The organism is Rathayibacter sp. KR2-224 (assembly GCF_049446075.1).
Classification (GTDB): Bacteria; Actinomycetota; Actinomycetes; order Actinomycetales; family Microbacteriaceae; genus Humibacter.
In genome coordinates this window covers 487658-511494 of record NZ_JBMSEB010000002.1, presented here as the reverse complement: position 1 = coordinate 511494, position 23837 = coordinate 487658, and the positions used below count along the sequence as shown (strand labels likewise).

Here is a 23837-nt window from a genome sequence, read left to right as displayed (position 1 = left end):
GAAATGCGGAAGCCCCTTCCGCTGGCTCCCGGCAGAACCCTTGAATTGCCGAGCAGCTGTCTGGCCACGATGCGACAGCTGCATATCTAAGGGGCGGGGAAGCTTGCGACGTTTCGCATCTGTAAATCGAATTCGGCAGCGCCGGGAACGCAATGTCTTGGGGATGCCCCGGCTTGGCTCGTGGAGGCTACGGGCGGGTGCAGTGCTTGCCGCGTTCGCACTTGCCGGTTCGGCGCTGGCAACCGTGGCGCTCGGCGCGACGCCTGCAGCCGCGACTCCCGGCACACCCGGCACGACACAGCCGCCCACCGTCGTTTACACCGAGAACTTCGAGAACGGCATGGGAACCACTCCCGTCGGTTTGACCAGCTACACGGGCGCCACCGGGCAGAAGTACACCGCCGCGCCGTCATGGCTGAGCTCGTGCAACGGTCAGATCCGCGGCTTCAGCACGCCTTACACCACCCTTGGCAACTGCGCGGGCACCGGAGACACGTCGCCCCTGGGGCAGTTGGCGTACGCGCTGGGAGTGCAGGGCGGCACCGACCCGACCACGAATCACGCGGTGGCGGCGTACACCGAGAACAACCCAGGCGCCAACGCTGTCGAGTTCCGCACGGTCAACAACATCCCCCTCGCGACGTCATCCGGCCGGTTCTTGACCTTCAGCGTGGACGGCGCCGCAACCAACTGTTTCGCGACCTCGCCGCTCTACCAGTTCGCCTTCGTCAACTCAACCGGCACCGCCACGAACGTCGGCGGCCAGCTGAACGTGTGCGCCTCGGGCAAGCCGATCGCGGTTCCCGCTTACGGCAGTTCGGGAGCTTCGAGCACGGCAGTCGTGGCCAACACCTACACCTCCAGCGGCTCGGTTCTGTTCAGCGGTTCGAGCCTGGGCATCCAGATGACCAACGCCAACGGCTCCGGAATCGGCAACGACGCCGCGTTCGACAACATCCGCATCCTGGATGTCACGCCGCAGCTCGACAAGTCGTTCAGCCCTGCCCTCGTGCGCACGGGCAACGCGTCGACGTTGACCTTCACGGTGACGAACACGAGCGAGTTGGCGTCGAAGACAGGGTGGGGTTTCACCGACACTCTGCCCGCGGGACTCACGCTCGCCAGCTCGGCGGTCGGCGGCACTTGTGCCGCGACGACCGCTGCCGCTGCCGGGGGAACGTCGATTACGGTGACGGGCGGCACGCTCACCGCGGGGGAGGCATCCTGCACGATCACGGTTCAGGTGACATCGCCGACCGCGGGCAGCTTCACCAACGGCCCGGACAACGTGACAGAGACGGGTCTGAACCCCCCGGGGAGCGCGACGGTCAACTTCGCCGATGCGTCGTACACGGTGTCGAAGGCGGTCTCGTCCGGCACCGAACACCCCGGCGACAAGGTCAGCTACTCGGTGACCGTCAAGAACACGAGCACGGTGGATTACACCGCGGCTCAGCCGGCATCGTTCTCGGACGACCTGTCGAAGGTTCTTGACGACGCTACCTACAACGGTGACGCGAGCGGGGGTGCGCATCTGACGGGGACCACATTGTCGTGGTCCGGCGCGTTGGCGGCTGGCGCGACGCAGACGATCACCTACTCGGTCACCGTGGGCAGCCCCGACCCCGGGGATTCGGTCTTGACGAACTCGGTGACGCCGACCGGTCCAGGTGGAACGTGTGACGCGGCCGGCACCTGCTCCACGACCACGCAGGTGCAGTCGTACACGGTCACGAAAACGGCCGATGCGACCGAGGTGGTTCCGGGCGCAAAGGTGACCTACACGGTGACGGTGAAGAACACCGGATCCGTCGACTACACGGCAGCAGCGCCTGCGTCGTTCTCCGACGACCTGTCGGCCGTGCTGGATGACGCCACCTACAACGGCGACGCGTCCAGCGGCGCGACCGTGAACGGGAACACGCTGTCTTGGTCCGGCGCACTCGCGGCCGGGGCGACGACGACGATCACCTACTCCGTGACGGTCAACGCGCCGGACACCGGCGACCAGCACCTGAACAACACGGTGGTCACTCCGGCGAATTCGGGCGGCGACTGCGGTCTGAACGCGGGCAACCCCGCCTGTTCGGTGCGCATCCCGTCCGGTTCGTTCACGGTCGCCAAGACCGCATCGACCACCGAGGTGACCGCAGGTGGCACGGTCACCTATCAGGTCACGGTGAAGAACACCGGTTCGATCGATTACACCGCACAGGTGCCTGCGGCCTTCAGCGACGACCTCTCCAGGGTGCTCGATGACGCCAGCATTACGAGCGGCCCGGACAACGGGGCGACCGTGACGGGGAACACGCTTTCGTGGGCGGGCCCGCTGGCGGTCGGCGCGACCACCACGATCACGTACACGGTGACGGTGACGAGCCCGGACAACGGTGACCACGTCATCACGAACACGGTGCGACCGACCTCTGCGGGTGGGTTGTGCGATCCGGCCGGCAGCTGCTCGGCGACCACCGACGTGCGCTCGTTCACCGTCGCGAAGATCTCGACTCCCGCAGGCGCGGTGAACCCGGGCGGCACGCTCACCTACAAGGTGACGGTCGCGAACGATGGAACCGCCGATTTCACCGCCGCGAACCCGGCCTCGTTCACGGACGACCTCACGGCCGTGCTCGATGACGCGACCATCACGGGCGGGCCCGACAACGGGGCAACGCTGAGCGGCAACACTCTTTCCTGGTCAGGACCGCTTGCGGCCGGGGCGACCGTGACCATCACGTACACCGCGACGGTCAACACCCCGGACTCCGGCGACCACACCCTGATCAACGGCGTGACCCCTGGCGATGGCGGCACCTGTGTTCCCGGAGCCTGCGGCGTCACCAACCCGGTGCAGTCGTACTCGGTGGCGAAGACATCCTCCGCCGCAGCCACGGTGCACCCGGGCGACACGATCACCTACACGGTGACGGTGAACAACACCGGCCAGGCCGACTACACCGCGGGCGACCCCGCCCCGGTGACGGATGACCTCTCCAAGGTTCTCGACGACGCCACCTACGTGGCGGGTTCGGCCACGAACGGTGCCGTCGTCAACGGCACCACCCTGAACTGGTCGGGTGCGCTCCCCGTGGGCGGCACCCAGACGATCAGCTACCAGGTGATCGTCGGGCCCGGCGGCACGGGTGACGGTGTTCTCACGAACACTGCCAGCGGCGACCCGAACAGCGGCGGCGGGTGTGATCCTGCAGTCGGCTGCAGCACGACCAGCCAGGTGCAGGCGTTCACCGTCACGAAGACGGCGGATGCGACCGACGTCATTCCTGGCGACAAGGTGACATACACGGTGACGGTGAAGAACACCGGCGCGGTGGACTACACGACGCTCGCGCCGGCATCCTTCTCCGACGACCTTTCGGCGGTGCTGGATGACGCCACGTACAACGGCGACGCCAGCAACGGCGCAACGGTGAACGGGACCACCTTGGCCTGGTCAGGCGCTCTGGCGACGGGCGCGACGGTGGCGGTCAAGTACTCGGTGACACTGAACGATCCGGACACCGGTGACCAGCACCTGAACAACACCGTGGTCACCCCGCCGAACACCGGCGGCGACTGCCCAGCCGGCACCGATGACGCAGCCTGCACGGTGCAGATCGCGAGCGGGTCGTACACGGTGTCCAAGTCGGCATCCGCCGGCGACGTCAACCCTGGCGGCATCATCACTTACACGGTGACCGTGAAGAACACGGGAGACGTGGCCTACACGGCCGCGACGCCGGCATCCTTCCGCGACGACCTGACCAACGTGCTGGATGACGCGACCTACAACGGGGACGCCAGCAACGGCGCCACCGTGGCCGGCAACCAGCTGACGTGGTCCGGGCCGCTTGCCGTCGGGGACACCGTGAAGGTGACCTACTCGGTCACGGTGAATCATCCCGATACCGGTAACCAGCGACTGATCAACGGTGTCGTTCCCACCACGCCGGGCGGCAGCTGCGACCCGGATGGCGCGTGCACGACGACGACGCAGGTCGCCTCGTACAGCGTGACCAAGACGGCATCCACGACCGACGCGGTCAAGGCCGGAGACAAGGTGAGCTACACGATCGCCGTCACCAACACGGGACAGTTCGCCTTCACCACCGGTCATCCGGCCTCGTTCAAGGACGACATGAGCGACGTGCTGGATGACGCCGCGTACAACGGCGAGGCCAGCAATGGCGCCACGCTCTCCGGATCCACGTTGTCCTGGTCGGGTGCACTCGACATCGGCGAGACGGTGAAGGTCACGTACTCCGTCACGGTGAACAACCCCGATAACGGCAACCACCGGCTACGCAACACGGTCGACCCGGGAGCCGGCGGCGACTGCACGCCAGCAGGTGGCTGCGAGACGACCACCCCGATCAGTCCCGCCCCGGCAGGGCTGGCATCCACCGGTAGCAACCTCCTCCTCCCAGGCGTCCTCGGTGCGCTCCTGGCAGCGGCCGGAGCTGCCCTGCTCGTAATCCGACGCCGCAGGGCGAGCGAGTAGAGCATTGCGTTCGGTGGGCCGACGGCCCCGAGTCGGCCCACCGAATGTATGAACAGCTGCACCACGTATGCCGGTGAATGCAGCGAGCCGGATCAGCAGTCCCAAGCAGTGTCAGCATCAACTCGGATGGCGGCCATGAACGCACGACAAGGCAACGAGCAGCAAGTCTCGGTTCGGCGCGAACGGATACTCGAGGTGCTGCGCGGAGCTCTTACGGCAGAGGCCGTTGCGCAAGGGGCGACACGTCGCCGCGCGTACCGCGTCACCAGGCATCTGCTCGGCGGCGCCGTGCAGTCCGGGCTGTCACGTGGTTACATTGCCCAGCAGCTCGGCCTGAACGTGAGCAGCATGGGGTCGCGCATCACCCTCGACGAGATCGTTCCGGCTGCGGCATTCGCTGAGCTCGCGCGGATTCCCGTGACACAGATCGCGGCCTGGCAGACCGACGGGCGCATCACCCTCCGGGGTCCGGATGCCGAGGGCGATTACGGGTACCTCGCCGCGGAGCTTTTCGCGGCCCTCGCAAGCCACGATCATTCCCAGGCATCCGTCGCGTAGAGAGGGTGCGCGCCGCCGCTATCGGTTCTCTGCCGGGCGGTCATAGGCTCATCGCGTGCGGTGAGCACGATCGCCGGCCGAGGAGGCGCGATGATCCCGTTGACCATCGGAACCAGGGTGGAGCATCCGGAGCAGCAGGCCGTCATCGACGGCTCCCGCTTCAATCGGCACACCTTCTGGTGCGGGCAGAGCGGATCGGGCAAGACGTATGCTCTGGGCGCCGTACTCGAGCAGTTGCTTCTGCAGACGGAGCTGCCGGCCGCCGTCATCGACCCCAACGCGGATTTCGCCGAGCTCGCCAGCACGCGCGATGACGTGGACAGAGAGCAGGCGGCCCGCTGGCGGGACCTCGACATCCGCGTGCTGCACTCCAGCACCAGACGCGAGCCCCAGCTCCACATCCGATTCGTCGATCTCAGCGTGCCGGCGAAGGCGGCCGTGGGGCGACTCGATCCCATTGCCGACGCAGACGAGTACAACGCGCTGTTGCACTTCGACATGTCGCCGCAGAACGTGCCCCAGGGCAACCTGCTTGAGGTGCTCGCGTCCTCGGAGGATGCAGCGCAGCGGTTGCTCGGGCGACGTATTGATAACCTGCAGATCCTGCATTGGCCGCTCTGGGCGTTCGGTGCCGCCTCCGCGGTTTCCGTCGTCGCCGAGCGCCCGCGAGCGACGGTGCTCGATGTCGGCGGGTTCTCGCATCCGGGAGAGGCGCAGGCGGCCGCGCTCGGCATCCTCGAAGATCTCTGGCAGCGGCGGATGGAGCGCAATCCCGTGCTGATCGTCATCGACGAAGCGCACAACTTCTGCCCGCCCAGCCCGCGTTCGAACATCGAGGCGCAGCTCACCGAGCAGCTCATCCAGATAGCAGCTGAGGGCCGCAAGTTCGGCCTGTGGCTGTTCCTGTCGACGCAGCGGCCCACCAAGATCCACCCGAACGTGCTCTCGCAGTGCGACAACCTCGGCCTGATGCGGATGAACTCTCCGCGCGACCTAGGGGAACTCGCCGAGGTCTTCGGTTTCGTTCCGCAGGAGCTTCTGCAGCGCTCGCCGACCTTCCGCAAGGGCGAGGCGCTCTTCGCAGGCGCGTTCAGCCCGGAACCGCAACTCGTCCGGATGGGCCGTCGCCTCACCGTCGAAGGAGGCGGAGACCTCTCGGTGGTGGCGAAGAGCGTCTAAGAGGTCCGCGCGCTCCGTTTCGACGCGATGCTCGCGGCGCCTACGTCACCCGCGCGCCTCGACCCGGCGAGTTGCGAGCATCCGTTGGCGAGAAGAAGGTCGGCGACCGTGCGCACCAACCACCGGTCGGTCTTGGGGTCGAACACCGCCTCGAAGCTCGGCAGGTGCACGAGCGGCCAGACGTCGCCGACGACGCATCGTCTCGGGAATCCTGCATGTCGACGAGCGCCGCCCTGGATACCACTCGGAGCCGCACGCGCTCACGGCAGCGGTGAGCCCCCTTTCGGGGTACATACCTCGAGCGAGTGCATGGCTGAAAGCAGTCCCGCGTCATGTCATCATCGGAATGTGGGATACCTCATCTACAACGACGCGACCCAGTACGCGTTCGATGACCGCACCCTTGCTCATCTGAAGGTCGCGATCGCGGCGAAGCTGCGCTTGCAGGAGAGCTTTCTGCTCAGCTGGATCGTGCCGCCCGAGAACGGCAGCGGCCGTGTCAGCATCTGGATCAGCCCTGCGATCCCGCTGCAGTTCATCTATCACGACACCCGGGCGCCCGAGCTCAACCGCAAGCGGCTGGAGGCCTTGGCGCGGTACTCGCACGGTGTGCGCGGAATGATTGTGATGACCGAGCAGGAAGCCGAAGCGATCACGAGCGAAGATCCCATGGATGCCCGCTCGTACGTCGAGGCGCAGAAGGTCTTCGACGCGGTCAGCTCGCGGCTCCCCAACGCCCGCAACTGAGCATCCGGGTCGACGATCGGTCTCCCTGATCGTCCTTGTCTGCTGACCGACCCTCTCTCGCTGCGCCCAGGCGCGCCCCGAATTCGTGTCAACCCCTTCGGGGCTTTTCGTGGCCCGGGAATCATCGTGCGGGAACGGAATCCGTGCGAGATATTGCGAGATATGCAGAGAGGACGGGCGCTCTATGAGCCAGCCGGAGCAGCAGCAGACCCCACCTGGGACCGAGGCCGAACTCAACCCGAAGGCCGATCACGGCGAGCAGTCGTACAAGGGCAGCGGCCGCCTGCAAGGCAAGGCCGCGATCATCACGGGTGCCGATAGCGGCATCGGCAAGGCCGTCGCCATCGCGTTCGCTCGCGAGGGCGCTGACGTGGCGTTCGGCTACCTCGAAGAAGACGAGGATGCCCGCGACACCGAGCATTGGATCACGGAGGCGGGCAGGCGGTGCGTCGCACTGCGCGGCGACATCTCGGATCCGGCCGAGTCGCGTCGACTGGTGGATGCCGCCATGAACGAGTTCGGCAGGATCGACGTGGTCGTGTCGAACGCCGCCATGCAGCGCACCTACACGAAGGTCGAGGACATCCCCGACGATGAGTGGGACAAGACCATCGCCACGAACCTCAGCGCCTACTTCCATCTGGTGAAGGCGGCGCTGCCGCATATGAAGGCGGGCGGCTCCATCATCGGCACGTCGTCGGTGAACTCCGACTCTCCGTCGCCGACGCTCATGCCGTACGCGGCGACGAAGGCGGCGATCGCGAACATGACCGCGTCGCTCGCTCAACTGCTGGGGGATCGCGGCATCCGCGCCAACAGCGTCGCGCCCGGACCGGTCTGGACGCCGCTCATCCCCTCGACGATGCCGGCCGAGCACGTCGAGTCGTTCGGTGGGAACACGCCGCTGAGCAGGCCGGCCCAGCCGGCGGAGCTCGCGCCCGTGTACGTGCTGCTGGCAAGCGACGAGGCCTCGTACGTCTCGGGTGCGCGCATCGCGGTCACGGGAGGCCGGACGGTCCTGTAGGCATCCGCTTCCCGTACGCATCCACTGTCGAGAAATGTCGCGGAAGGAAGACAGGATGATCGACCAGACCGATCTCGTCCGCGTGCTGTCGGGCGAGGGAACGTGGACATACGTCTACCTGGACGGCCACGGCGACGAGCCGCTGCCTGCCGAGCACAGTAGGAGGCACGCGCTACTCGACGAGCTGCGCAAGTGCGGTGCGCCGGAGCCCGACGTGCAGGCCGTCGACGATGCGCTCGCTGAGGATGCAGGCATCCCGAGCCCATCCGTGCTCTACCTGCTCGTGCAGAACGGACGCGTCGAGGTCGAAGAGCGCTTCATCGGCGAGCGGCTGGGGCCCGAGCAGGTGGGATGCGCGCGTGTGCCTCCCGTGCTGCCGTTGCTGCGGCACTTGGGCGCAGACATTCGCTACGTGGTCGTCGAGGCGGGCCGGGAGGGCGCCCATCTGCGGGTCGAGGCAGGTGGACGCGCGGGCGTCGACCAGGCGGCCGAGGTGCAGGGACGAACCGACAGCCTGCCCAAGGTGCAGTCAGGCGGCTGGTCGCACAAGCGCTACCAGATGCATTCGGAGGAGATCTGGAAGCAGACCCAGTCCGAGGTCGCCGATGCGCTCGAGTCGATCGCGCGCGAGCACCGACCGAGCTTCGTCGTCATCGCGGGTGACGTGCGTGCCAGGCAGCTGCTCGAGGACGCTCTGTCGCCCGCCACCAGTGCGATCACGATCGACGTCGACGCCCACACCAAAGCCGAGGGAGCGGATGCCGGCGCTCTCGACGACGCGATCGCCCGCGCAGTCGATGAGCACCTCCGAGGCGCCGTCTCCGACGCACTCGATCGGGCTGCCGCAGGCGACGGCAAGAACGGGGCACATGGTGTGCGGGACGTCGTCGCTGCGTTGCAGCGAGCGCAGGTCGACACCCTCGTGCTTGATGCCAGGGAGCTGACCGCCGATGGAACGCTCGAGGCTCTGGATGCCGAGCCCTGGGTGGCACTCGGAGAAGGCGACGAGCTCGCCGCACGCTCCATCGCCCGGGTCCCCGTTGCAGAGGGACTGGCGCGAGCCGCCCTGCTGAGTGGAGCGACGGTCCTCGTGGGAGAAGACGACGAGCCACCGGCGGGCGAGCCGATGCCGGAGCGACCGGCTCCAGAGCCGGTCGCCGCGCTCCGCTGGCCTCGGGACGACGCGGGGGAGGGTGTCGCATAGGGCGGAGTGCCCGAAGGTCACTCGTTCGGGGGTCATACAGGGTGATTTTTCGGGTGAGAAATCGGCAAAGCCGGAGGCAAGAACCTCGTAGCTGGATAGCCTGACCGGGATTGTCGGGCGAATTCGGGAGACCCGTCGATCGAACAGGTAGTACGAGGGGGAATGCCTGTGTCTGAACGACAGAGTGCACACGTTCGCGAGTCGCACCGATTCACGATGGGAACGCCGCGGCGCTGGCTCGTCGGGCTGGTCGCCGCGGTGATGACAGTGGGAACGGTCCTAGCCGCTGCAACCCCGGCTTCCGCTGCGCCGGTCTATCAGATCACCGGATCGTGGGCGGACGGCACACCCACGACCGTCAAGTCAGGTGACGTGGTCACGGGCGTATGGCGTGTCAACGTGAACGACGGCGCACCGGCGCCTGCGAACGACCCCGTCGACAACGTGACCGTGACGATCACGACCCAGAACGGGCACTTCGGCTCGATACCGAGCGTGTGCAAGACGAGCGGCGTCACGCCCGTCTCGAGCATCTCGGCCGACGGCACGACCCTCACGTGCAACCTCGGCACGCAGATCGAAGGCACCGCCGTGGTGCTGCAGGCGCCGATCGTCGCCGATGGGGCCACGGGAAGCCAGATCACGGCATCCGGAGCCATCGGCGGCCAAACCGCCGACCTCACCCCGATCGACATCACGAACGTGTTCGGCATGGACATGCGCTGGGGCGTCGGAACACCGAACTTCTCCGTCGGCAACGGCGGGTTCCTCGTCGACTACGAGTGGACGCTCAGCAAAGACCTCGGCAGCGATCCCGGCCCACAGTCGGTTACCTACAACCTGAACATCGTGTCGCCGCAGGGCGCCGCCGTGTCCGTCGACCCGCAAGGCTGCACGGCGTTCCAAGGGCCGGGAGCGGCGAACGGCCACCCCTGGTCTGGTGGAAGCCACCCGGCCAACCAGATGGTGCCGGCTCCCGGTACTTGCACATTCACTCAGACCGGCACGAACTCGTTCCAGCTGACGATTACCGGCATCAACTACGCCCCGGCAAACCCACCCACCCTCGACTCCGCAGGGAACCGTTTGCCTGTAGACCAGGTAGCGCTCACCTCGGGCTCGATCTGGGTGAGGGTGAACACTGCTTCATCCGGTTCGGCCGTGCTCACGTCGGATGCCCCGACCTATACCTCGACTACCGGTCAGACCGCAGAAGATGACCCTTCGAACAACAGTGAGTCGAAGGCGTGGACGACGCCGGGCCTCTATTCCTCGGGATGGGGTCGTGGCTACACCGGTAGCGGTGGAACGACGTGGGACGACACCTACCAGGTCTCGGCCGGAACTCTCGTCGGCCAGTACATGGACACGGCAATGCAACTGCACACCGACCGGCCCGCTGATCGGCTCGTCGGAATGTGTTCGGCGCTTGACACGAAGTATGTGACGTTCAACGGATGGACCTGGGCCCAGCCCACGGACGCGGCGATCGGCGCCACTGTGGAATTCTATGTCGGCAACGATCCGACGCTCGACCCGACCAGCGCTGGGTACGACCCGAACGCCTTCGATTGCGGCACTGCTTCGGGTTGGACCACGACCCAGCCGGCTGACGTCACGACCATCAAGGCCATGCGCATCACAGGCACCCAGGGGCAGTTCGACCAGTTGTCGACGCAGTCGAATGTGACAGCCGTCATCAACCAGCAAATCAAGCCGAATGTTCCTGCCGGCACAGACATCTGGTCGTTCTTCTCCGGAGTCGTCGACAACCCGTTGAACAACTGGTGGAACGCCACCGGGTGCATCACACCGACTCCGGGGGACCGGTACTCGTGCACCACTGGGTTCCGGGATGTCCTGCACATCGTCTCCGCCACGCCATCCATTGCGAAGACGGTCGACCGCAGCGTCGTCTCTCCAGGCGACCCGGCCACGTACACGCTGACGTACTCCGCGAACGGTGCGGGCGCGATTCCCGCGACCGTCGACGGATACCAGCTCGTGGACACGTTGCCCGCCGGCGTCGCGTATGTCGCGGGATCCGCGAACCCGGAGCCGGCGGTGACCACCAATGGCTCGGGCCAGCAGGTGCTGAGCTGGACGCTCAACGGGGTGACGACGAACGCCGACCACGCACTGACCTATCAGGCGGTAGCCGATGACACGGTCGTACCTGGACAGGCGCTCACCAACAATGTGGACGCCACCTACGGCGGCATCACGAAGAGTGCTTCTGCGCAGGTCACGGTTGCGACCGACGGCTACACGACCACGGTCAAGACGGCGGATGCCCCGTTCATCCCGAATCTGAATGGCGACGGCAAGGGCGACGGGTCGTGGACCGTCACTGTGCGCTCGTACGACCCGATCGCGCAGCCGTTCACCGACACGATCGACATCCTCCCGTACAACGGTGACGGCCGCGGCACGTCGTACTCGGGCAGCTACACGCTCGCCTCGGTCAACGCGTCGGCCGGTGCGACCGTGTACTACACCACGGCAGCTGTCGGCTCTCTCTCCGATGACCCGGCGGATGCCTCCAACGGGTCAGCGGGCAGCACGAGCGGCAACACGGTCGGCTGGAGCACGACGCCGTCGCCGAACGCGACGGCGATCCGCGTGATCGGACCGGCCCTGAACCCGGGCGACACCCAGAAGTTCGGCGTGCACATCACGACGGACGGCGCGAAGGGCGGCGACAAGTTCGTCAACGTCGCGCAGGGTCGAGCCGGGCACACCGGGCTCGTGATGCGCACATCCGCGTTCATGACCGAGGCCGCCTACTACTCGGCATCTCTGATCAAGGAGGTGCAGGACGCCAAGGGCAACTGGCACGACGCGAACGACGCCGTCGACTACCCGACTCTGCATTTCGGCGACACCGTGCACTACCGCATCACGGTGACCAACACCGGTCAGGGAACGCTGACGAACGTGAACGTCAGCGACGACAAGAACCCGACGGACGGCGCGTTCCACATCGACTCGCTGGCCCCGGGCGACAAGCAATCGCATGAATACACGATGAAGCTCGACGCCGCCACCATGGGCAGCGGGACGTTCGTCAACACGGCGTGCGGGTCGGCCGACACACCTGCGGATTCTCAGGTCGCACCGACCATCAACTGCGACCCGGCAGGAATCGACGTCGTGGGCTACCACGTGGCCAAGTCGTCCTCTCCCGCTTCCGGCACCGTGGTGCATTCGGGCGACAAGATCACGTACACGATCGACGTGACCCAGGAGGGCACGACGCCTGCAGATGCATCGCTCACCGACGATCTGAGCCGCGTGCTCGACGACGCCGCCTACAACGGTGACGTGACCGCAGACGTCGGCACGGTCGCGGTGAACGGAACGACCCTCTCCTGGTCGGGCACGGTTCCCGTCGGCAAGGTGGCTCACATCACCTACTCCGTGACCGTGAACACAGCCAAGGCGCTCGGCGATCGCAGCCTCGTGAATGTCGTGACCTCTGACGGATGCGACGACTTCGCGGCCTGCACCACCTCGCACGAGGTGCCCGACCCCGCGGCGGGCCTGGCCGACACGGGCAGCAACGTGACCGGCTGGGCGGCCGGCGGGCTGGGACTGCTCCTGGCAGGACTCGCCCTCGCCTTCATCAGAAGGCGCCGCCTGAGCTAGGCACCTAGCAAGGAAGAGGCCGTCGGCGATCGAGCCGGCGGCCTCTTCCGTGCGCTCAGAGGAGTCTTGCCCGCTCTGTTGGGCAAACAATTGCGCTGGCTAGGGAACGTAGAACCTTGGCCCTTGACACGTGAACAGGGGCCAGGCCATGGTGTTAATGCAAACGATTGCGCAACCGCGCTTTTCATCGACACGACGACGTGTGCGCCGTGACAACAACATCTGGAGTCACGAATGAATGAACCAAGGCCGATCTCTCGTCGGCTCTTTCTCGGGGCGGCGGCCGTCGCGTCGTCCGCCATCGCTTTCACGGCAGCCGGCCCAGTCGGCAGAGCCTCCGCGACTCCTCTGGGAGTGAGACCTATGGGCGACTCGCCCAACGCCTCGCCAGACGGCACGACGATTCCGCCTGCGTCGTCGATCACCGACAACGCGGGCAGTGTCTGGACGGTCTCCGGCGGCGTGATCTACCGTGACGGCGGCACAGTGGGCGATACGTACAACGTCTCCGTTCTGCTCTGGTACGGCGGCATGGTCTACCACTGCGGCACGGGCGGCCAGTGGTACGTCTGTCTCAACGATGTCTGGCTGAAGGTCACCGACCCGCGCATCCCGTTGTCGGCTCCGGCGGGCATGATGTACGGCGTCAACGGGCACCACGACACCGCGCTGTCTCCGCAGGTGATCGGCGACCGCATGTCGTCGCTCGGCGCATCAGTGTTCCGGGTTAATACGGGAGGCGACTCGAGCACCATCGGAGCGGCCGCGGCGATCGCCGAGTATCTCAGCAGCGTGGGCATCCAGACGTTCCCCGTGATCGATGCCGGCCTGCGCGACGGGAACAACCTCGCATACGACTCCGAGTCATCCGCCTATTCGGGCGCATACGACATCGCTGCCGAGGTTGCGACGGCCTTCGCTCCGTACGGTGTGACCATGTACGAGTGCGGCAACGAGCTCACCCGCGACCCGTACATCATCCTGCCTGGCGAAGTCGCAGACGCCGGCACGAAGGCCGTCGACTTCAACAACACCAATTGGCCGATTATGCGCGGCTTCATGCGCGGACTCATCGACGGGGTCAAGTCCGTGCAGCCCTCGGCGTTGTGCGGCATCAACTTCTGCAAGTCCGACATCGCCGCGGCCGACGCCCTGTGGGACGGGATGCAACCGGACAATTCCGGCGGATACCCGGAAGTGCGCTGGGACATCACGACGTGGCACAACTACGAGGGCGACGGGGACATCTTCCACATCGGTACGGACGGGGCTGGGCCCTCGTTCAACCTGCCGGTCTACGTGAAGGCACGGTACGGCAAGCCGTTCATGATGACCGAGTGGAACTCGGATCCGAACCAGAGCTTGAGCCACAGGGCGTCGTACATCCAGACGCAGTTGGACGAGTTCCGCACGCATCGAACGACCGAGGCCTTCCAGTCGGGCATGTTCTACGAGCTCGACGGCGGAACACAGTGGGGGCTGACCGAGTCGGACGGCACACCGCTGAACCCGCCGTATTCGGCGTTCCAGAGCTACGTGTCGGCGCATCCCGACGCATAGCGAAGGGGATGCCGTTCCCCCTCCGCTGATCTATCGCGGTGGCGCAGGCCGGGCCGCCCCCGCTGCCATGTTCCGGCCGCGGGGGCAACCCGTTAACGCGCACCGGAAATCGGCGCATCGTGCTGGTCATGGAACGACCATCGAGGCGGATGCTGGACGCGCTCACCTGGGCAGGTGCGGTGCTCTACGCGCTGGGATTCGTGATCTTCATCGTCATCGTGCAGGCACAGCTGCTCACGCTGCTTTGGCTCGTGATCACGCTGGTGTTGGCTGCGCTCGCGTTGTCGCTCGTGGTCGAACTGCAGTGGCGCAGGCGCAAGCGAGAACGAGGCAGGCCGCTGACCAGGTGAGCCTGGCAGGGCTCGGCGCCGTCAGTGTTCACGAACAGTCCAGCTCACTCCTTGCCGGGCGGCCGTTCGTCGTCGGCGCGTGACGCGTCGCTGCCGGTGTCGTCGCCGTCTTGCCGCCGACGGATCGGATCGCCTGACCGGCCAGGGGCGATCTGCTCGCCCGGGTTCTCGTATGCGCCGATCTCCCGACCCATTCCGTCGAAAGTGCGTACCTTCGGACGCTCGTCGGGCAGCCGCGCTATCGAGAAGAGGGAGACGACGAACGACACTGCCACCCCGACGACCAGTACGGTCACGGCCCACGAGAGCACCTGGGCCATCATGACGGTGCCTCCATCTGGAGGATGCCGGCATCCGGTCGGCGGATGCCCGAAGCATCCACCGCGAAGGCGCCCACCCGCGGTCCGAACCTGCTCAATACGAGCGCGAACCGCCGCTTGACCAGTACCAACTGCGTGACCACCATCTCGCCGCCCTCGGGCCGCACGATGACGTCGAGCACGAAGCCCACCCTTGTGCCGCGGGGATCGACTACCCGTCGCCCTCGGAGCCGGCTGAACCGCAGCGTCGCCTGCTTGCGGGCGGTTTCATCAGCCATGATGGCCTCGCCCTGCCGAGCCTGGAATCTTCGAGACGAAGCGCAGAACGGACCGGTCGACGGGTTGCAGTCCGGCCTCGTCCCTGTCGACACCGATGTGCACCAGCGCGTCGATGGCTTCGACGTGCTGCCAGCTCACAATGGTGGGGTGTGGGTCGCGGATGCCGCACATCCGATAGCAGGCTCGCGCGAACTTCCTGAACCAGGCCGGAACCGGGCGAGGAAGCGGTCCGGAGACGATCGAGTCGAGAACCAGCCGCCCATCGCCGTGCTCGTCCTCCACGACCTCGAGCAGCAGGTCGTCCACCCGTCCGGCACGCTTTCCGTTGCGATCGATCATGCCGTGATCCATCGCCTGGGAGAGCGCCAACCACGCCTCGTCGCCGCGCTCCCCGCTGGGCGCGGGAGCAGGCATCCGTGTCGGGCCGTCAGAAGTTGCCACCGGTCACCACCAGTAGGGGAACGGTCGCGATGGTGATCGCGATCAGTACGGCCAGCACGATGCCGGCGACGACGTTCATGGCCGTGGTGTTCTTCAGCTTTCCCATGAACTGGGCGTCGTTGGCCACCAGGAGCAGCGGGCCGAAGGTGAAGGGCAGCGCGGCAGACCCGAGCGCCATCGTGATGACCGCGAACTGGATGGGATCCACGCCCGTCACATCGATCACCGCGGCCAGCGCGATCATGGCGAGGATGATCATGTTGAACATGGGCGCACTGCGTGGCGGCCCGCTCTTGCCCCATTCCCACCCGAAGTACTGCGCTATCCCGTATGCGCCCGAGAGGCAGACTTCGACGCACGCGGCAAGCGACACAGAGAACACGCCCACGAGGAAGATGTAGAAGCCGACCGCACCGAACGCTTTGATCGCGGGTCCGGCCGCGGCCTTGATCGAATCGACCGCCTGCTTGTACGGGTACAGCGCTCTGGCGCCTGCCCCCATCACCGCGAGTGTGAGCGCTGCGCCGACCACTGTGCCGATCACCGCGACGATCCTGTTCTTCCTCAGGTCACGGCCCGTCCAGCCCTCCTCGATGGCACCTGACGAATAGAAGTCGAACTGATACGGAGTCATGAACGATCCGAGCAATGATGCCGTGGCGAAGAGGTAGGCGGCGATCGAATACGACGCCCTGAGGTGCGGGTGAACGAGCGAGACGCCGACGTCCTGCCAGTTGGGTGCCAGCGCCGCCAAGGCTGCGATCATCACGAGCATGGTGAGGCCGGCCAGCGCAGCTCCTGTGTCGACCTTCGAGAAGCTGAGAAACCACAACGCGGCCGCGAGCGCCGCCGCGACAAGCGGTACCCAGATGCGGTAGCCGATCCCGGTGATCAACTGCAGCGCCAGTGACATGCCCACGAGGTCGACGGCCAGGACGAGCACATGCACGATGACGTTGGCGATCAGCGGGACGGCGCCCAGGCGCGGGCCGAGCCTCGTTCTGATCACCTCGTACGTCGGCTGAGAGGATGACACGGCGACCCGGCCCGACATCTCCGCGAATACCGAGAAGCCGACGAGGCCGAACACCACCGTCCAGATGAGGGCGAAGTTGAATCGGGCGCCGGCGGAGACCGCGGTGATGACACCTCCGGTGTCGAGGAATCCACCGATGCCCGCGAGCACGCCCAGCGCGAGTGCGGCGAAGCCGACCCTCCCGGATGCCTGCCCTTGGCGTTTCGCGCTCCCGGTGGGCGCACGTGTGACCTCGTGCATCACACCTCCCGTCGACGATATGGTCACCAGACCGCCGCTCGATCAGCAGGGGTTGACGAGCCAGCGGTGTGAACGCGCGCCTTGCCACGTCGCGCTTGCGCCCGCAACGGATTCCATCGGCGCCTCGTCTGGTGCATGGTGCGAGGGTGGGAAGAGACAAAGAGCCGCTGACCAAGCGCTGGCTGAAGCACAGATCGCACCGCCGGATCATCGTGATGGCCCTGGTGGGTGTGGTGGCCGGGGTGGCGTCAGCTCTGCTCGGAGCCCAGGCCGACGCTCCGGCGATCGGCTGGGATGCGGCATGCATCACCTATGTCGTGTGGGCGTGGGTCTCCGTGCGCCGGCTGGACGACGACCAGACCCGCAAGCACGCCACCCGCGAAGATCCGAGCCGGGCTTCGGCAGACATCCTGCTGATCATCGCGAGCATCGTGAGCCTCGGCGCGATAGGGGTGAGCCTCGTGACCGCGAGCTCGGGCAACAGCGTTGACAAAGCCCTGGCTCCCGCCCTCGCCGTGGTGAGTGTCGGCCTTTCGTGGCTGCTCATCCACACGCTGTTCACCCTGAGATACGCCCGCCTCTATTACACGCATCCCGACGGCGGCATCGACTTCAACATGGATGAGCCACCGCACTACATCGACTTCGCGTACCTGGCGTTCACGGTCGGCATGACCTTCCAGGTCTCGGACACCAACCTGCACTCTCGAGAAATCCGGGCAGCGGTTCTGAAGCACATGCTGTTGTCGTACCTGTTCGGGTCCGTGATCGTCGCGACCACGGTGAACCTCGTCGCCGGTCTCTCCACCTCGGGGTGAGTTCCCGTGCGCCCCGAGCATCCATCGAATTCCAGGGGCTGACCGCTTACGCTGCGTTCGTCGCGTGGCGCAAGGCCTTGCCCCTGAGGGTCTTCGCACGGATGCTTCCATGTGCGACCGCTTCGCCCGAACGGTCCGAGGAGGCGTGCGCGAGATGACGACAAGTACGAAGAGCCCGTCCGCATCCGACGATCAGAAGGCGAAAACGGGGGCGCGGAAGAACCCTTTGCTGCGCTTTCTGGGCGTGCTCGGGCCCGGTTTGGTGACGGGAGCCGCCGACGACGACCCCTCGGGCATCGCGACGTACGCACAGGCCGGCGCCACCTACCAGAACGGGTTGTTGTGGACCGTGCCAGCCACTCTGCCGCTCATGATGGCCGTGCAGGAGATGTGCGACCGCATGGCGCTGGCCACAGGGGACAGCTTCGGCAAGCTCATCCGCCGCCGGTTCGGCACAGGCGGTCGCGCGGCCGTGGCAGTGCTCGTGGTCGCCCTCATCCTGGCCAACTGCCTGAACCTCTCGGCCGATCTCATGGCCATCGGCCAGGGTATGCAGCTCATTCACGCCGGTCCTGCTCCGCTCTGGTCCGGCATAGCGGGCGTCGGCATCACGATCGCTCTGGTCGCCGGTTCGTTCGAGTGGATCGGCCGCATCTTCAAGTGGTTGTGCCTGGCACTGCTGGTCTACGTCGGCGTGCTGTTCGTGGCCAACGTGGACTGGGGCGACGTGCTCGTCGGCCTGGTGGGCGGCCAGTTCCGGCTCACGCCCGGGTACCTGGGCCTCGCGGTCGCCGTGCTCGGCACGACCATCAGCCCGTACATGTTCTTCTGGCAGACGGCGCAGCGCATCGAAGAGGGGCGTGACGAAGACCTGAAGGGGAATAAGGCGCCGAAGCTCAAGGACCGCGGTGCGCGTGGCGCTCGCCGCCGTCTGCGCACTGGTCGCATCGACGTGTTCACCGGAATGGTGTTCAGCGTGCTGATCATGTTCGCCATCATCGCGGCCACCGCAGCAACGCTCGGCGCTCACCACAAGACCGTAAGCAGCGCGGCCGAGGCGGCGAAAGCGCTCGAACCGATCGCGGGAACCTGGGCAGGCGCCCTGTTCGCGGTCGGGTTCATCGGATCGGGCATCCTCGCGGTGCCGGTGCTCGCGGCGTCCGGGTCCGCGGGCCTTGCTGCCCTGCTCGACAAGAAGTGGGGACTGGAGAAGAGCCCCCGCAAGGCGCCGGTGTTCTACGGGCTGCTCGTCGTCGGCATCGTCGCCGGGACCGTCCTCGCCTTCTTCGTGCACAATCCGATCCAGCTTCTCGTGCTCTCGGCGATTGTCAACGGCATAGCAGCCGGCCCATTTCTCGTCATCATGATGTTGATCGGGCGTGACCGGCGCATCATGGGCAAGTACCGCAACAGGTGGTTGTCCCAGACTCTTGGCTGGATCACGACCATCCTCATGTGCGTCGGCGGACTGTACGGCGTCTGGTACACGATTGCGGGAGGCTGACGAATGGATCCGACGGGGCCGCAATCGAACGGCGGCCGCAGGGGGCGTGACGAGACCCGCGACGAGCGTGCCGATCGCAACTGGCAAGAGCTCGTGCAAGAGCTGCGGGTGACTCAGACCGGCACGCAGATCCTGTCCGGCTTTCTGCTGACCGTCGCCTTCCAGCAGTCCTTCCATACACTCACCGGCTATCAGAAGACGATCTACCTGTGCCTCGTCGTGCTCGCTGCGGCCACGACGGCCGTCGGGCTTCTGCCCGTCGCGCTGCACAGAGCCCTGTTCCGACGCCGGCGCAAGGAATGGCTGGTCACCCAGGGCAATCGGATGCTCGTGCTCGCCTTGACACTCGTCGCCGCGTTGACATCCGGCGTCGTGTTCTTCCTTTTCGATGTCGTCGCTTCGCTGCTTGCCGGCATCATTGCGGGCATCGTCGTCGCCATCGCCATGGTGGTGTGGCTGCTCGTCTTCCCGGTGTCGATCAGAGGCGCAGGCAGCGCCCGGATCGAAGACGACGAGGTCTTGTCGGCGCGAGGGAGCACGGGCGGCGGCATGCATGAAGCGGCAACCGGTGCCCGGGACGCAAGCGCATCGCAACGGATGCCCACCCCAGACATCAACGAGGAAAGAGGCTGAAAATGGCGGACTTCGTACGAGACGTCGCCGATAACGGAGCGCAGGACGACACGATGCAAGCCGTCGAGCGCATCGCCCAAGACCTCATCGAAGACATCGAGCATGGCCGCGTTCGCGGCGACACCGCTGAGGTGCTCGAGGAGCGGCTGAAGGCAGAAGACATCGACTTGCGTCCGGAGGCGATCGAGGCGCTCGCCGACGACATCGAGGAGGAGGCATCCAGGTGAGCCGCTCGGTGCACGTCGTCGGGGATGCCGCGCCAGCCACGTCGTGACGACGTCGCTGCTGCTTCTGGCCGACACCCATGTGCCGCGCCGGGCGCGTGACCTGCCGGCCGAGGTCTGGGACCTGGTTGAGAGCGCCGACATCGTCGTGCATGCAGGCGATTGGGTCTCGCTGGAGCTGTACGAACGCATGCGTGACCGCGCGTCGATCCTCCACGGCGTGTACGGCAACAACGATGGCGACGACCTGCGCGGGGTTCTGCCGGAGATCGACAGGTGGCAGGTCGAGGGCATCCGCTTCGCCGCTGTGCACGAGACCGGTGCCGCCAAGGGTAGGGAGGAACGGATGGATGCCGCTTTCCCTGGTGTCGATGTGCTCGTGTTCGGTCACAGTCATATTCCGTGGGACACGACCACGCCCGCCGGCTTACGCCTCATCAACCCCGGTTCGCCGACCGATCGCAGGCGGCAGCCGCGGGCAAGCTACGCCTGGCTACATGCGGACCGAGGACGACTGACCGATGTGGACTTCGTCTTTCTCGAGCCGCGGGCAGGCTCACGGCCGGACGGGTGATCGCGAACCGATTCGCCCCCTCGCCGCGCGGTTTGCCGAGTTGCGCACAGTTAGGGGTATGACGCCAGCTTCCCGACTAGAGTCAGTGGTGGCTTCGGGAGGGGAGTTACATCGATGGAGGTCGTCGAGGCACGTTCGCCGCGGCGGCTTCTGCATGTACTCCTTGGCGGGGTGGGTGTCGCCGCTGGCATCGTGTTGCTGGGAATTGCGTTCGGCTCGCAGTCCGCGTCGGCCGAGATATCCGATTCCTCCTCGCAACCCCCCGCGACCTCAGGTTCGGGCTTGCTCGGCTCGGCCGGCTCGCTCCTCGGATCCTTGACCGGCACCGCTGCCAACGCGGAGCACTCGCTCACCTCCGGTGTGTCGGGCGTGCTCGGCGCCGTGACCCAGGCTCTGCCCTCGCCCGTGCAGCAGGTCGTCGCCCCCATTACCAGCGGCGTCGTCGCACCCGTGACCGGAGCCGTCGACAGCACCGTTGGCACGGCCCTGACCGGTGCGGGCAGCATCCTCACCCCCAACCAGGGCTCTCAGCCCGCACCCCCTTCGAGCACGCCGCCGTCGTCGTCGACCCCGGGCTCGCCATCATCGACCGCCCCCGCGGCACCCGGCGCAACAGCACCGGCTACAGGGCCGGTTCTGCTGGTAGCGGCCACACCGGATGCCTTGCCCGGGGTGACCCGAACGGCACAGTTCGTCTCCGTGCCCGGCACGAGCACGCATGGTGCGGCTCTGGGTTCGTCCGATGCCGTACCGGCGGGCTCGACCGCGACGCAGGCACCGGATGCGCCCCAGCCGCTTGCCCCGAACGACCCCTCGCGACCGCCAGCAGGTACCGGTTCGGGAGGTGGCACCGCAAGCGGCTCCGCGGGTGGAGCCGCGGCGGCCGTCGTTCCCGAGTCGCCCACGGCACCCGCTGTGGCTCGGGCGGGACACGCGCCCCCGCCGGGTGATCATCTTCCATCAACACCCACGTTCGACACCGACCTGACACCTGATTAGGCCGGCTCCTCCGTTCCAGTGAGATAGGCATCCTGCATGCACTGTCTGCCTGGAACGGCAGGGGGATCGGGGTCTCCCTGGGAGCGGCTCGCGAAGCAGCGAGCAACCGGTCCGCGACCGACGGCAGCAGAGTGCTGCCGCACGAGCCGTGTGTTTCAACCGGTGCCCTCAGCGGACGTGGTTGTCCCCTGACATCCGAGAGGATGCGCGGGCAACCGATGGTGTCGACGGTTTGGCGAGTGTTTGGGGAATTCAGTGCAACATTCTCGGCTTGAGGGGGCGATGTCATCCGGCGACTGGGATGAAGTGGATCGCCTGCTGGATGAGGACTTCTACTTCTATCTGTTCAGTGACCCGGATCTTCTGGAGCGGGTCTACCTGGCCGCTCCCTCCGACTGGTACGAACGACATCCGCGCAACGCGATGTCCCGGGCCATCGCGGCTGCCTCGCGTCGCCAGCTGTTCCTCGTGGACGACAGCGCGAAGGAGCAGTTCGCGCAGTGGCTGCGTTCGCAGGAGCATCCGGCAACCGTCGACCTGCTCATGCAGCAGCAGTCGCAGTTGCGAGCGCTGATCACGGCTGGAAGATACGGCGAGGCCGCAGCCGTCGCCGACGAGGAATTGAAGCTCGTTCGGGCAGGCGACCTCGAACGGTTTCATGACGCGCTGCCCGTCGTTCTGCTGGCGTGCGGCACAGCCAAACTGCTCGTCGCCGAGGTCGAAGATGCGATCTCGCTATATGCGGAAGCTCTGAGCTGGGCGACAATGCGGTTCGAGCATCCGGTCGCCAGGTTCGCCAGGGAGCACCTTGCGCTCGCCTATGCCATCGCCGAGCGGCACAGGCAGGCGCGTGAGCTGCTGGAGGCGGAGAGCGGCGAATGGCACGAACCGGGCGACGTGCGTTACCACTACCAGCAGCCGGGAATCGTGGCGCGTCTCTTGGTGGCAGCCACCGACGGAGACGGGCCGCTGCGCCTGCCGGATGACCAGGCGCGGGCTATCGACGCCGGACCGTGGTGGTGGGTGCCCATCCATGCCCGCGCGCTGGGCGCGGTTCTGTCCGGCGAGCCGTGGGATGCCATCCACGAGATCACCCACGCGCTGCTCGTTCAGCGGATTCGCTCGGCTCCTCGGTCGCTGGCAGGCGCCACGCTCCGCACAGACCTCGTCACGCTGTACCAGTCCGCCGGCGACCTGAGGCAAGCGGAGGGCGTGTTGAGCACGAACACGCTGAACCACCATTGGGTGGGAATGCAGTTGGCCAGGGCGCGGCAGGCGTGGCTTCTCGGCAACCCGGATGGGGCACTGAGCCTGCTGCACGATGAGCCGTCGAGCGGGGGCCCGCTCGTGCATCAGGCCGCGCGTGCCGTTCTCTATGCGGAGGCCGAGCGCGCGGCATCCGGATCGGTCAACTCTCGAACGCTCCAATACGTCGCCTCCGTCGTGGATGCCAGTGGGTCGCGAATCAGCGTGACTCAGGCGTCGGCCGAGCTGCGGGCATCCTTGGCGCCGTTGCTCAAGACGCCGGTGGAAGAGATCCCGGTCAGGTTCAGCGCAAGGCGCCCGCCCCGGCTCACCCGGCGCGAGCGCGAGGTGCTGGATGCCTTGGCGAAGGAGATGTCGGTTCCTCAGCTGGCGAAGGCGCTGCACGTGTCGCAGAACACGGTCAAGAGCCACCTGCGCGCGCTGTACCAGAAGCTCGGTGCCCACAACCGCGAGGAGGCCCTGTGGCTGGCGCGTGCTACGGAATGACCCCTGACCGGGGGGAAGACAGGGTGATTTTTCGGGTGAGAAATGCCTCGGGAGCTATCGCAGCCTTGCGCATGACCCCTTGACTGGGGCCCAGATCCTGGGAGAGGCGTGTCCATCGGCACCCGTTCGTGGCAGAACGGTGTCTCTGAAGGTTGGGTTCTTCTCGTTCGGGCAGGTTTAGGAAGACTGGGGGAGTAGATGCGATTCGGGGCATCTAACAATTCGCGCAAAACCGCGAAGGCGGGCGCG

General features: G+C 66.4%; 20 protein-coding genes. 16 read left to right on the top strand and 4 right to left on the bottom strand.

Features of this window, described 5'->3' with window-relative positions:
• Positions 1-163 precede the first annotated feature (163 nt).
• The 9 genes from ACO2Q7_RS14770 (at position 164) to ACO2Q7_RS14730 (ending at position 14768) form a co-directional block, all read left to right on the top strand.
• The gene (locus ACO2Q7_RS14770) at positions 164-4498 is read left to right on the top strand and encodes a beta strand repeat-containing protein (RefSeq protein WP_423356461.1); all 4335 of its coding nucleotides are present in this window, start codon (positions 164-166) and stop codon (positions 4496-4498) included.
• Between the two features lie 135 nt (positions 4499-4633).
• A complete protein-coding gene (locus ACO2Q7_RS14765) occupies positions 4634-5056 on the top strand; it encodes a hypothetical protein (protein WP_423356460.1) in 423 nt (140 codons plus the stop codon).
• 90 nt (positions 5057-5146) lie between these two features.
• The gene (locus ACO2Q7_RS14760) at positions 5147-6235 is read left to right on the top strand and encodes an ATP-binding protein (protein ID WP_423356459.1); all 1089 of its coding nucleotides are present in this window, start codon (positions 5147-5149) and stop codon (positions 6233-6235) included.
• 348 nt (positions 6236-6583) lie between these two features.
• On the top strand, positions 6584-6982 hold the full coding sequence (locus ACO2Q7_RS14755; protein ID WP_423356458.1) for a hypothetical protein: 399 nt from the start codon (positions 6584-6586) through the stop codon (positions 6980-6982).
• A 184-nt stretch (positions 6983-7166) separates the two neighbouring features.
• Positions 7167-8006 (top strand): SDR family oxidoreductase, encoded by an 840-nt coding sequence (locus ACO2Q7_RS14750; protein ID WP_423356457.1) that lies wholly within the window; start codon positions 7167-7169, stop codon positions 8004-8006.
• A gap of 55 nt (positions 8007-8061) precedes the next feature.
• Complete coding sequence (locus tag ACO2Q7_RS14745) at positions 8062-9210, top strand: Vms1/Ankzf1 family peptidyl-tRNA hydrolase (RefSeq protein ID WP_423356456.1); 1149 nt, start codon at positions 8062-8064, stop codon at positions 9208-9210.
• Positions 9211-9378: 168 nt separating this feature from the next.
• A complete protein-coding gene (locus ACO2Q7_RS14740; RefSeq protein ID WP_423356455.1) occupies positions 9379-12858 on the top strand; it encodes a DUF7507 domain-containing protein in 3480 nt (1159 codons plus the stop codon).
• A 363-nt stretch (positions 12859-13221) separates the two neighbouring features.
• Entirely contained in the window at positions 13222-14418 is a 1197-nt protein-coding gene (locus tag ACO2Q7_RS14735; RefSeq protein ID WP_423356454.1) for a hypothetical protein, read from the top strand.
• Positions 14419-14546: 128 nt separating this feature from the next.
• Positions 14547-14768, top strand: a complete 222-nt coding sequence (locus ACO2Q7_RS14730) for a hypothetical protein (protein ID WP_423356453.1) — start codon at positions 14547-14549, stop codon at positions 14766-14768.
• 44 nt (positions 14769-14812) lie between these two features.
• On the opposite strand, the gene ACO2Q7_RS14725 is transcribed toward ACO2Q7_RS14730, so the two are convergent.
• Genes ACO2Q7_RS14725 through ACO2Q7_RS14710 form a run of 4 tightly spaced genes read right to left on the bottom strand, consistent with a single transcriptional unit; the run spans position 14813 to position 17111 of the window.
• Positions 14813-15091, bottom strand: a complete 279-nt coding sequence (locus tag ACO2Q7_RS14725) for a hypothetical protein (RefSeq protein ID WP_423356452.1) — start codon at positions 15089-15091, stop codon at positions 14813-14815.
• Positions 15088-15366: a PRC-barrel domain-containing protein gene (locus tag ACO2Q7_RS14720; protein WP_423356451.1), complete on the bottom strand. Its 279-nt coding sequence runs from the start codon at positions 15364-15366 to the stop codon at positions 15088-15090. Before ACO2Q7_RS14720 ends, ACO2Q7_RS14725 begins: the two co-directional genes overlap by 4 nt.
• Complete coding sequence (locus ACO2Q7_RS14715; protein WP_423356450.1) at positions 15359-15808, bottom strand: hypothetical protein; 450 nt, start codon at positions 15806-15808, stop codon at positions 15359-15361. Before ACO2Q7_RS14715 ends, ACO2Q7_RS14720 begins: the two co-directional genes overlap by 8 nt.
• Positions 15795-17111 carry an NRAMP family divalent metal transporter gene (locus ACO2Q7_RS14710; RefSeq protein ID WP_423356449.1) on the bottom strand — a complete coding sequence of 439 codons (1317 nt, stop codon included), beginning with the start codon at positions 17109-17111 and terminating at the stop codon, positions 15795-15797. The genes ACO2Q7_RS14715 and ACO2Q7_RS14710 overlap by 14 nt, the downstream gene beginning before the upstream one ends.
• A gap of 119 nt (positions 17112-17230) precedes the next feature.
• Between ACO2Q7_RS14710 and ACO2Q7_RS14705 the strand changes: the two genes are divergently transcribed.
• The 7 genes from ACO2Q7_RS14705 to ACO2Q7_RS14675 all read left to right on the top strand — a co-directional run bounded on the left by ACO2Q7_RS14705 (position 17231) and on the right by ACO2Q7_RS14675 (position 23588).
• On the top strand, positions 17231-17902 hold the full coding sequence (locus ACO2Q7_RS14705) for a DUF1345 domain-containing protein (protein ID WP_423356448.1): 672 nt from the start codon (positions 17231-17233) through the stop codon (positions 17900-17902).
• A gap of 154 nt (positions 17903-18056) precedes the next feature.
• Complete coding sequence (locus ACO2Q7_RS14700) at positions 18057-19406, top strand: Nramp family divalent metal transporter (protein ID WP_423356447.1); 1350 nt, start codon at positions 18057-18059, stop codon at positions 19404-19406.
• 3 nt (positions 19407-19409) lie between these two features.
• Positions 19410-20039 (top strand): DUF6328 family protein, encoded by a 630-nt coding sequence (locus tag ACO2Q7_RS14695; RefSeq protein ID WP_423356446.1) that lies wholly within the window; start codon positions 19410-19412, stop codon positions 20037-20039.
• 2 nt (positions 20040-20041) lie between these two features.
• Positions 20042-20266, top strand: a complete 225-nt coding sequence (locus ACO2Q7_RS14690; RefSeq protein ID WP_423356445.1) for a hypothetical protein — start codon at positions 20042-20044, stop codon at positions 20264-20266.
• 43 nt (positions 20267-20309) lie between these two features.
• Positions 20310-20837 (top strand): metallophosphoesterase family protein, encoded by a 528-nt coding sequence (locus ACO2Q7_RS14685; protein WP_423356444.1) that lies wholly within the window; start codon positions 20310-20312, stop codon positions 20835-20837.
• A gap of 114 nt (positions 20838-20951) precedes the next feature.
• Positions 20952-21836: a hypothetical protein gene (locus ACO2Q7_RS14680; RefSeq protein ID WP_423356443.1), complete on the top strand. Its 885-nt coding sequence runs from the start codon at positions 20952-20954 to the stop codon at positions 21834-21836.
• Between the two features lie 282 nt (positions 21837-22118).
• Positions 22119-23588, top strand: a complete 1470-nt coding sequence (locus ACO2Q7_RS14675; protein ID WP_423356442.1) for a helix-turn-helix transcriptional regulator — start codon at positions 22119-22121, stop codon at positions 23586-23588.
• Positions 23589-23837: the final 249 nt, after the last annotated feature.

Bases quoted from the DNA above. Each gene is read 5' to 3' on its own strand.
- ACO2Q7_RS14770 (WP_423356461.1), top strand. From the start codon at position 164: ATGCCCCGGCTTGGCTCGTGGAGGCTACGGGCGGGTGCAGTGCTTGCC.
- ACO2Q7_RS14765 (WP_423356460.1), top strand. From the start codon at position 4,634: ATGAACGCACGACAAGGCAACGAGCAGCAAGTCTCGGTTCGGCGCGAA.
- ACO2Q7_RS14760 (WP_423356459.1), top strand. From the start codon at position 5,147: ATGATCCCGTTGACCATCGGAACCAGGGTGGAGCATCCGGAGCAGCAG.
- ACO2Q7_RS14750 (WP_423356457.1), top strand. From the start codon at position 7,167: ATGAGCCAGCCGGAGCAGCAGCAGACCCCACCTGGGACCGAGGCCGAA.
- ACO2Q7_RS14745 (WP_423356456.1), top strand. From the start codon at position 8,062: ATGATCGACCAGACCGATCTCGTCCGCGTGCTGTCGGGCGAGGGAACG.
- ACO2Q7_RS14735 (WP_423356454.1), top strand. From the start codon at position 13,222: ATGGGCGACTCGCCCAACGCCTCGCCAGACGGCACGACGATTCCGCCT.
- ACO2Q7_RS14730 (WP_423356453.1), top strand. From the start codon at position 14,547: ATGGAACGACCATCGAGGCGGATGCTGGACGCGCTCACCTGGGCAGGT.
- ACO2Q7_RS14725 (WP_423356452.1), bottom strand. From the start codon at position 15,091: ATGATGGCCCAGGTGCTCTCGTGGGCCGTGACCGTACTGGTCGTCGGG.
- ACO2Q7_RS14720 (WP_423356451.1), bottom strand. From the start codon at position 15,366: ATGGCTGATGAAACCGCCCGCAAGCAGGCGACGCTGCGGTTCAGCCGG.
- ACO2Q7_RS14700 (WP_423356447.1), top strand. From the start codon at position 18,057: ATGACGACAAGTACGAAGAGCCCGTCCGCATCCGACGATCAGAAGGCG.
- ACO2Q7_RS14695 (WP_423356446.1), top strand. From the start codon at position 19,410: ATGGATCCGACGGGGCCGCAATCGAACGGCGGCCGCAGGGGGCGTGAC.
- ACO2Q7_RS14690 (WP_423356445.1), top strand. From the start codon at position 20,042: ATGGCGGACTTCGTACGAGACGTCGCCGATAACGGAGCGCAGGACGAC.
- ACO2Q7_RS14680 (WP_423356443.1), top strand. From the start codon at position 20,952: ATGGAGGTCGTCGAGGCACGTTCGCCGCGGCGGCTTCTGCATGTACTC.
- ACO2Q7_RS14675 (WP_423356442.1), top strand. From the start codon at position 22,119: ATGTCATCCGGCGACTGGGATGAAGTGGATCGCCTGCTGGATGAGGAC.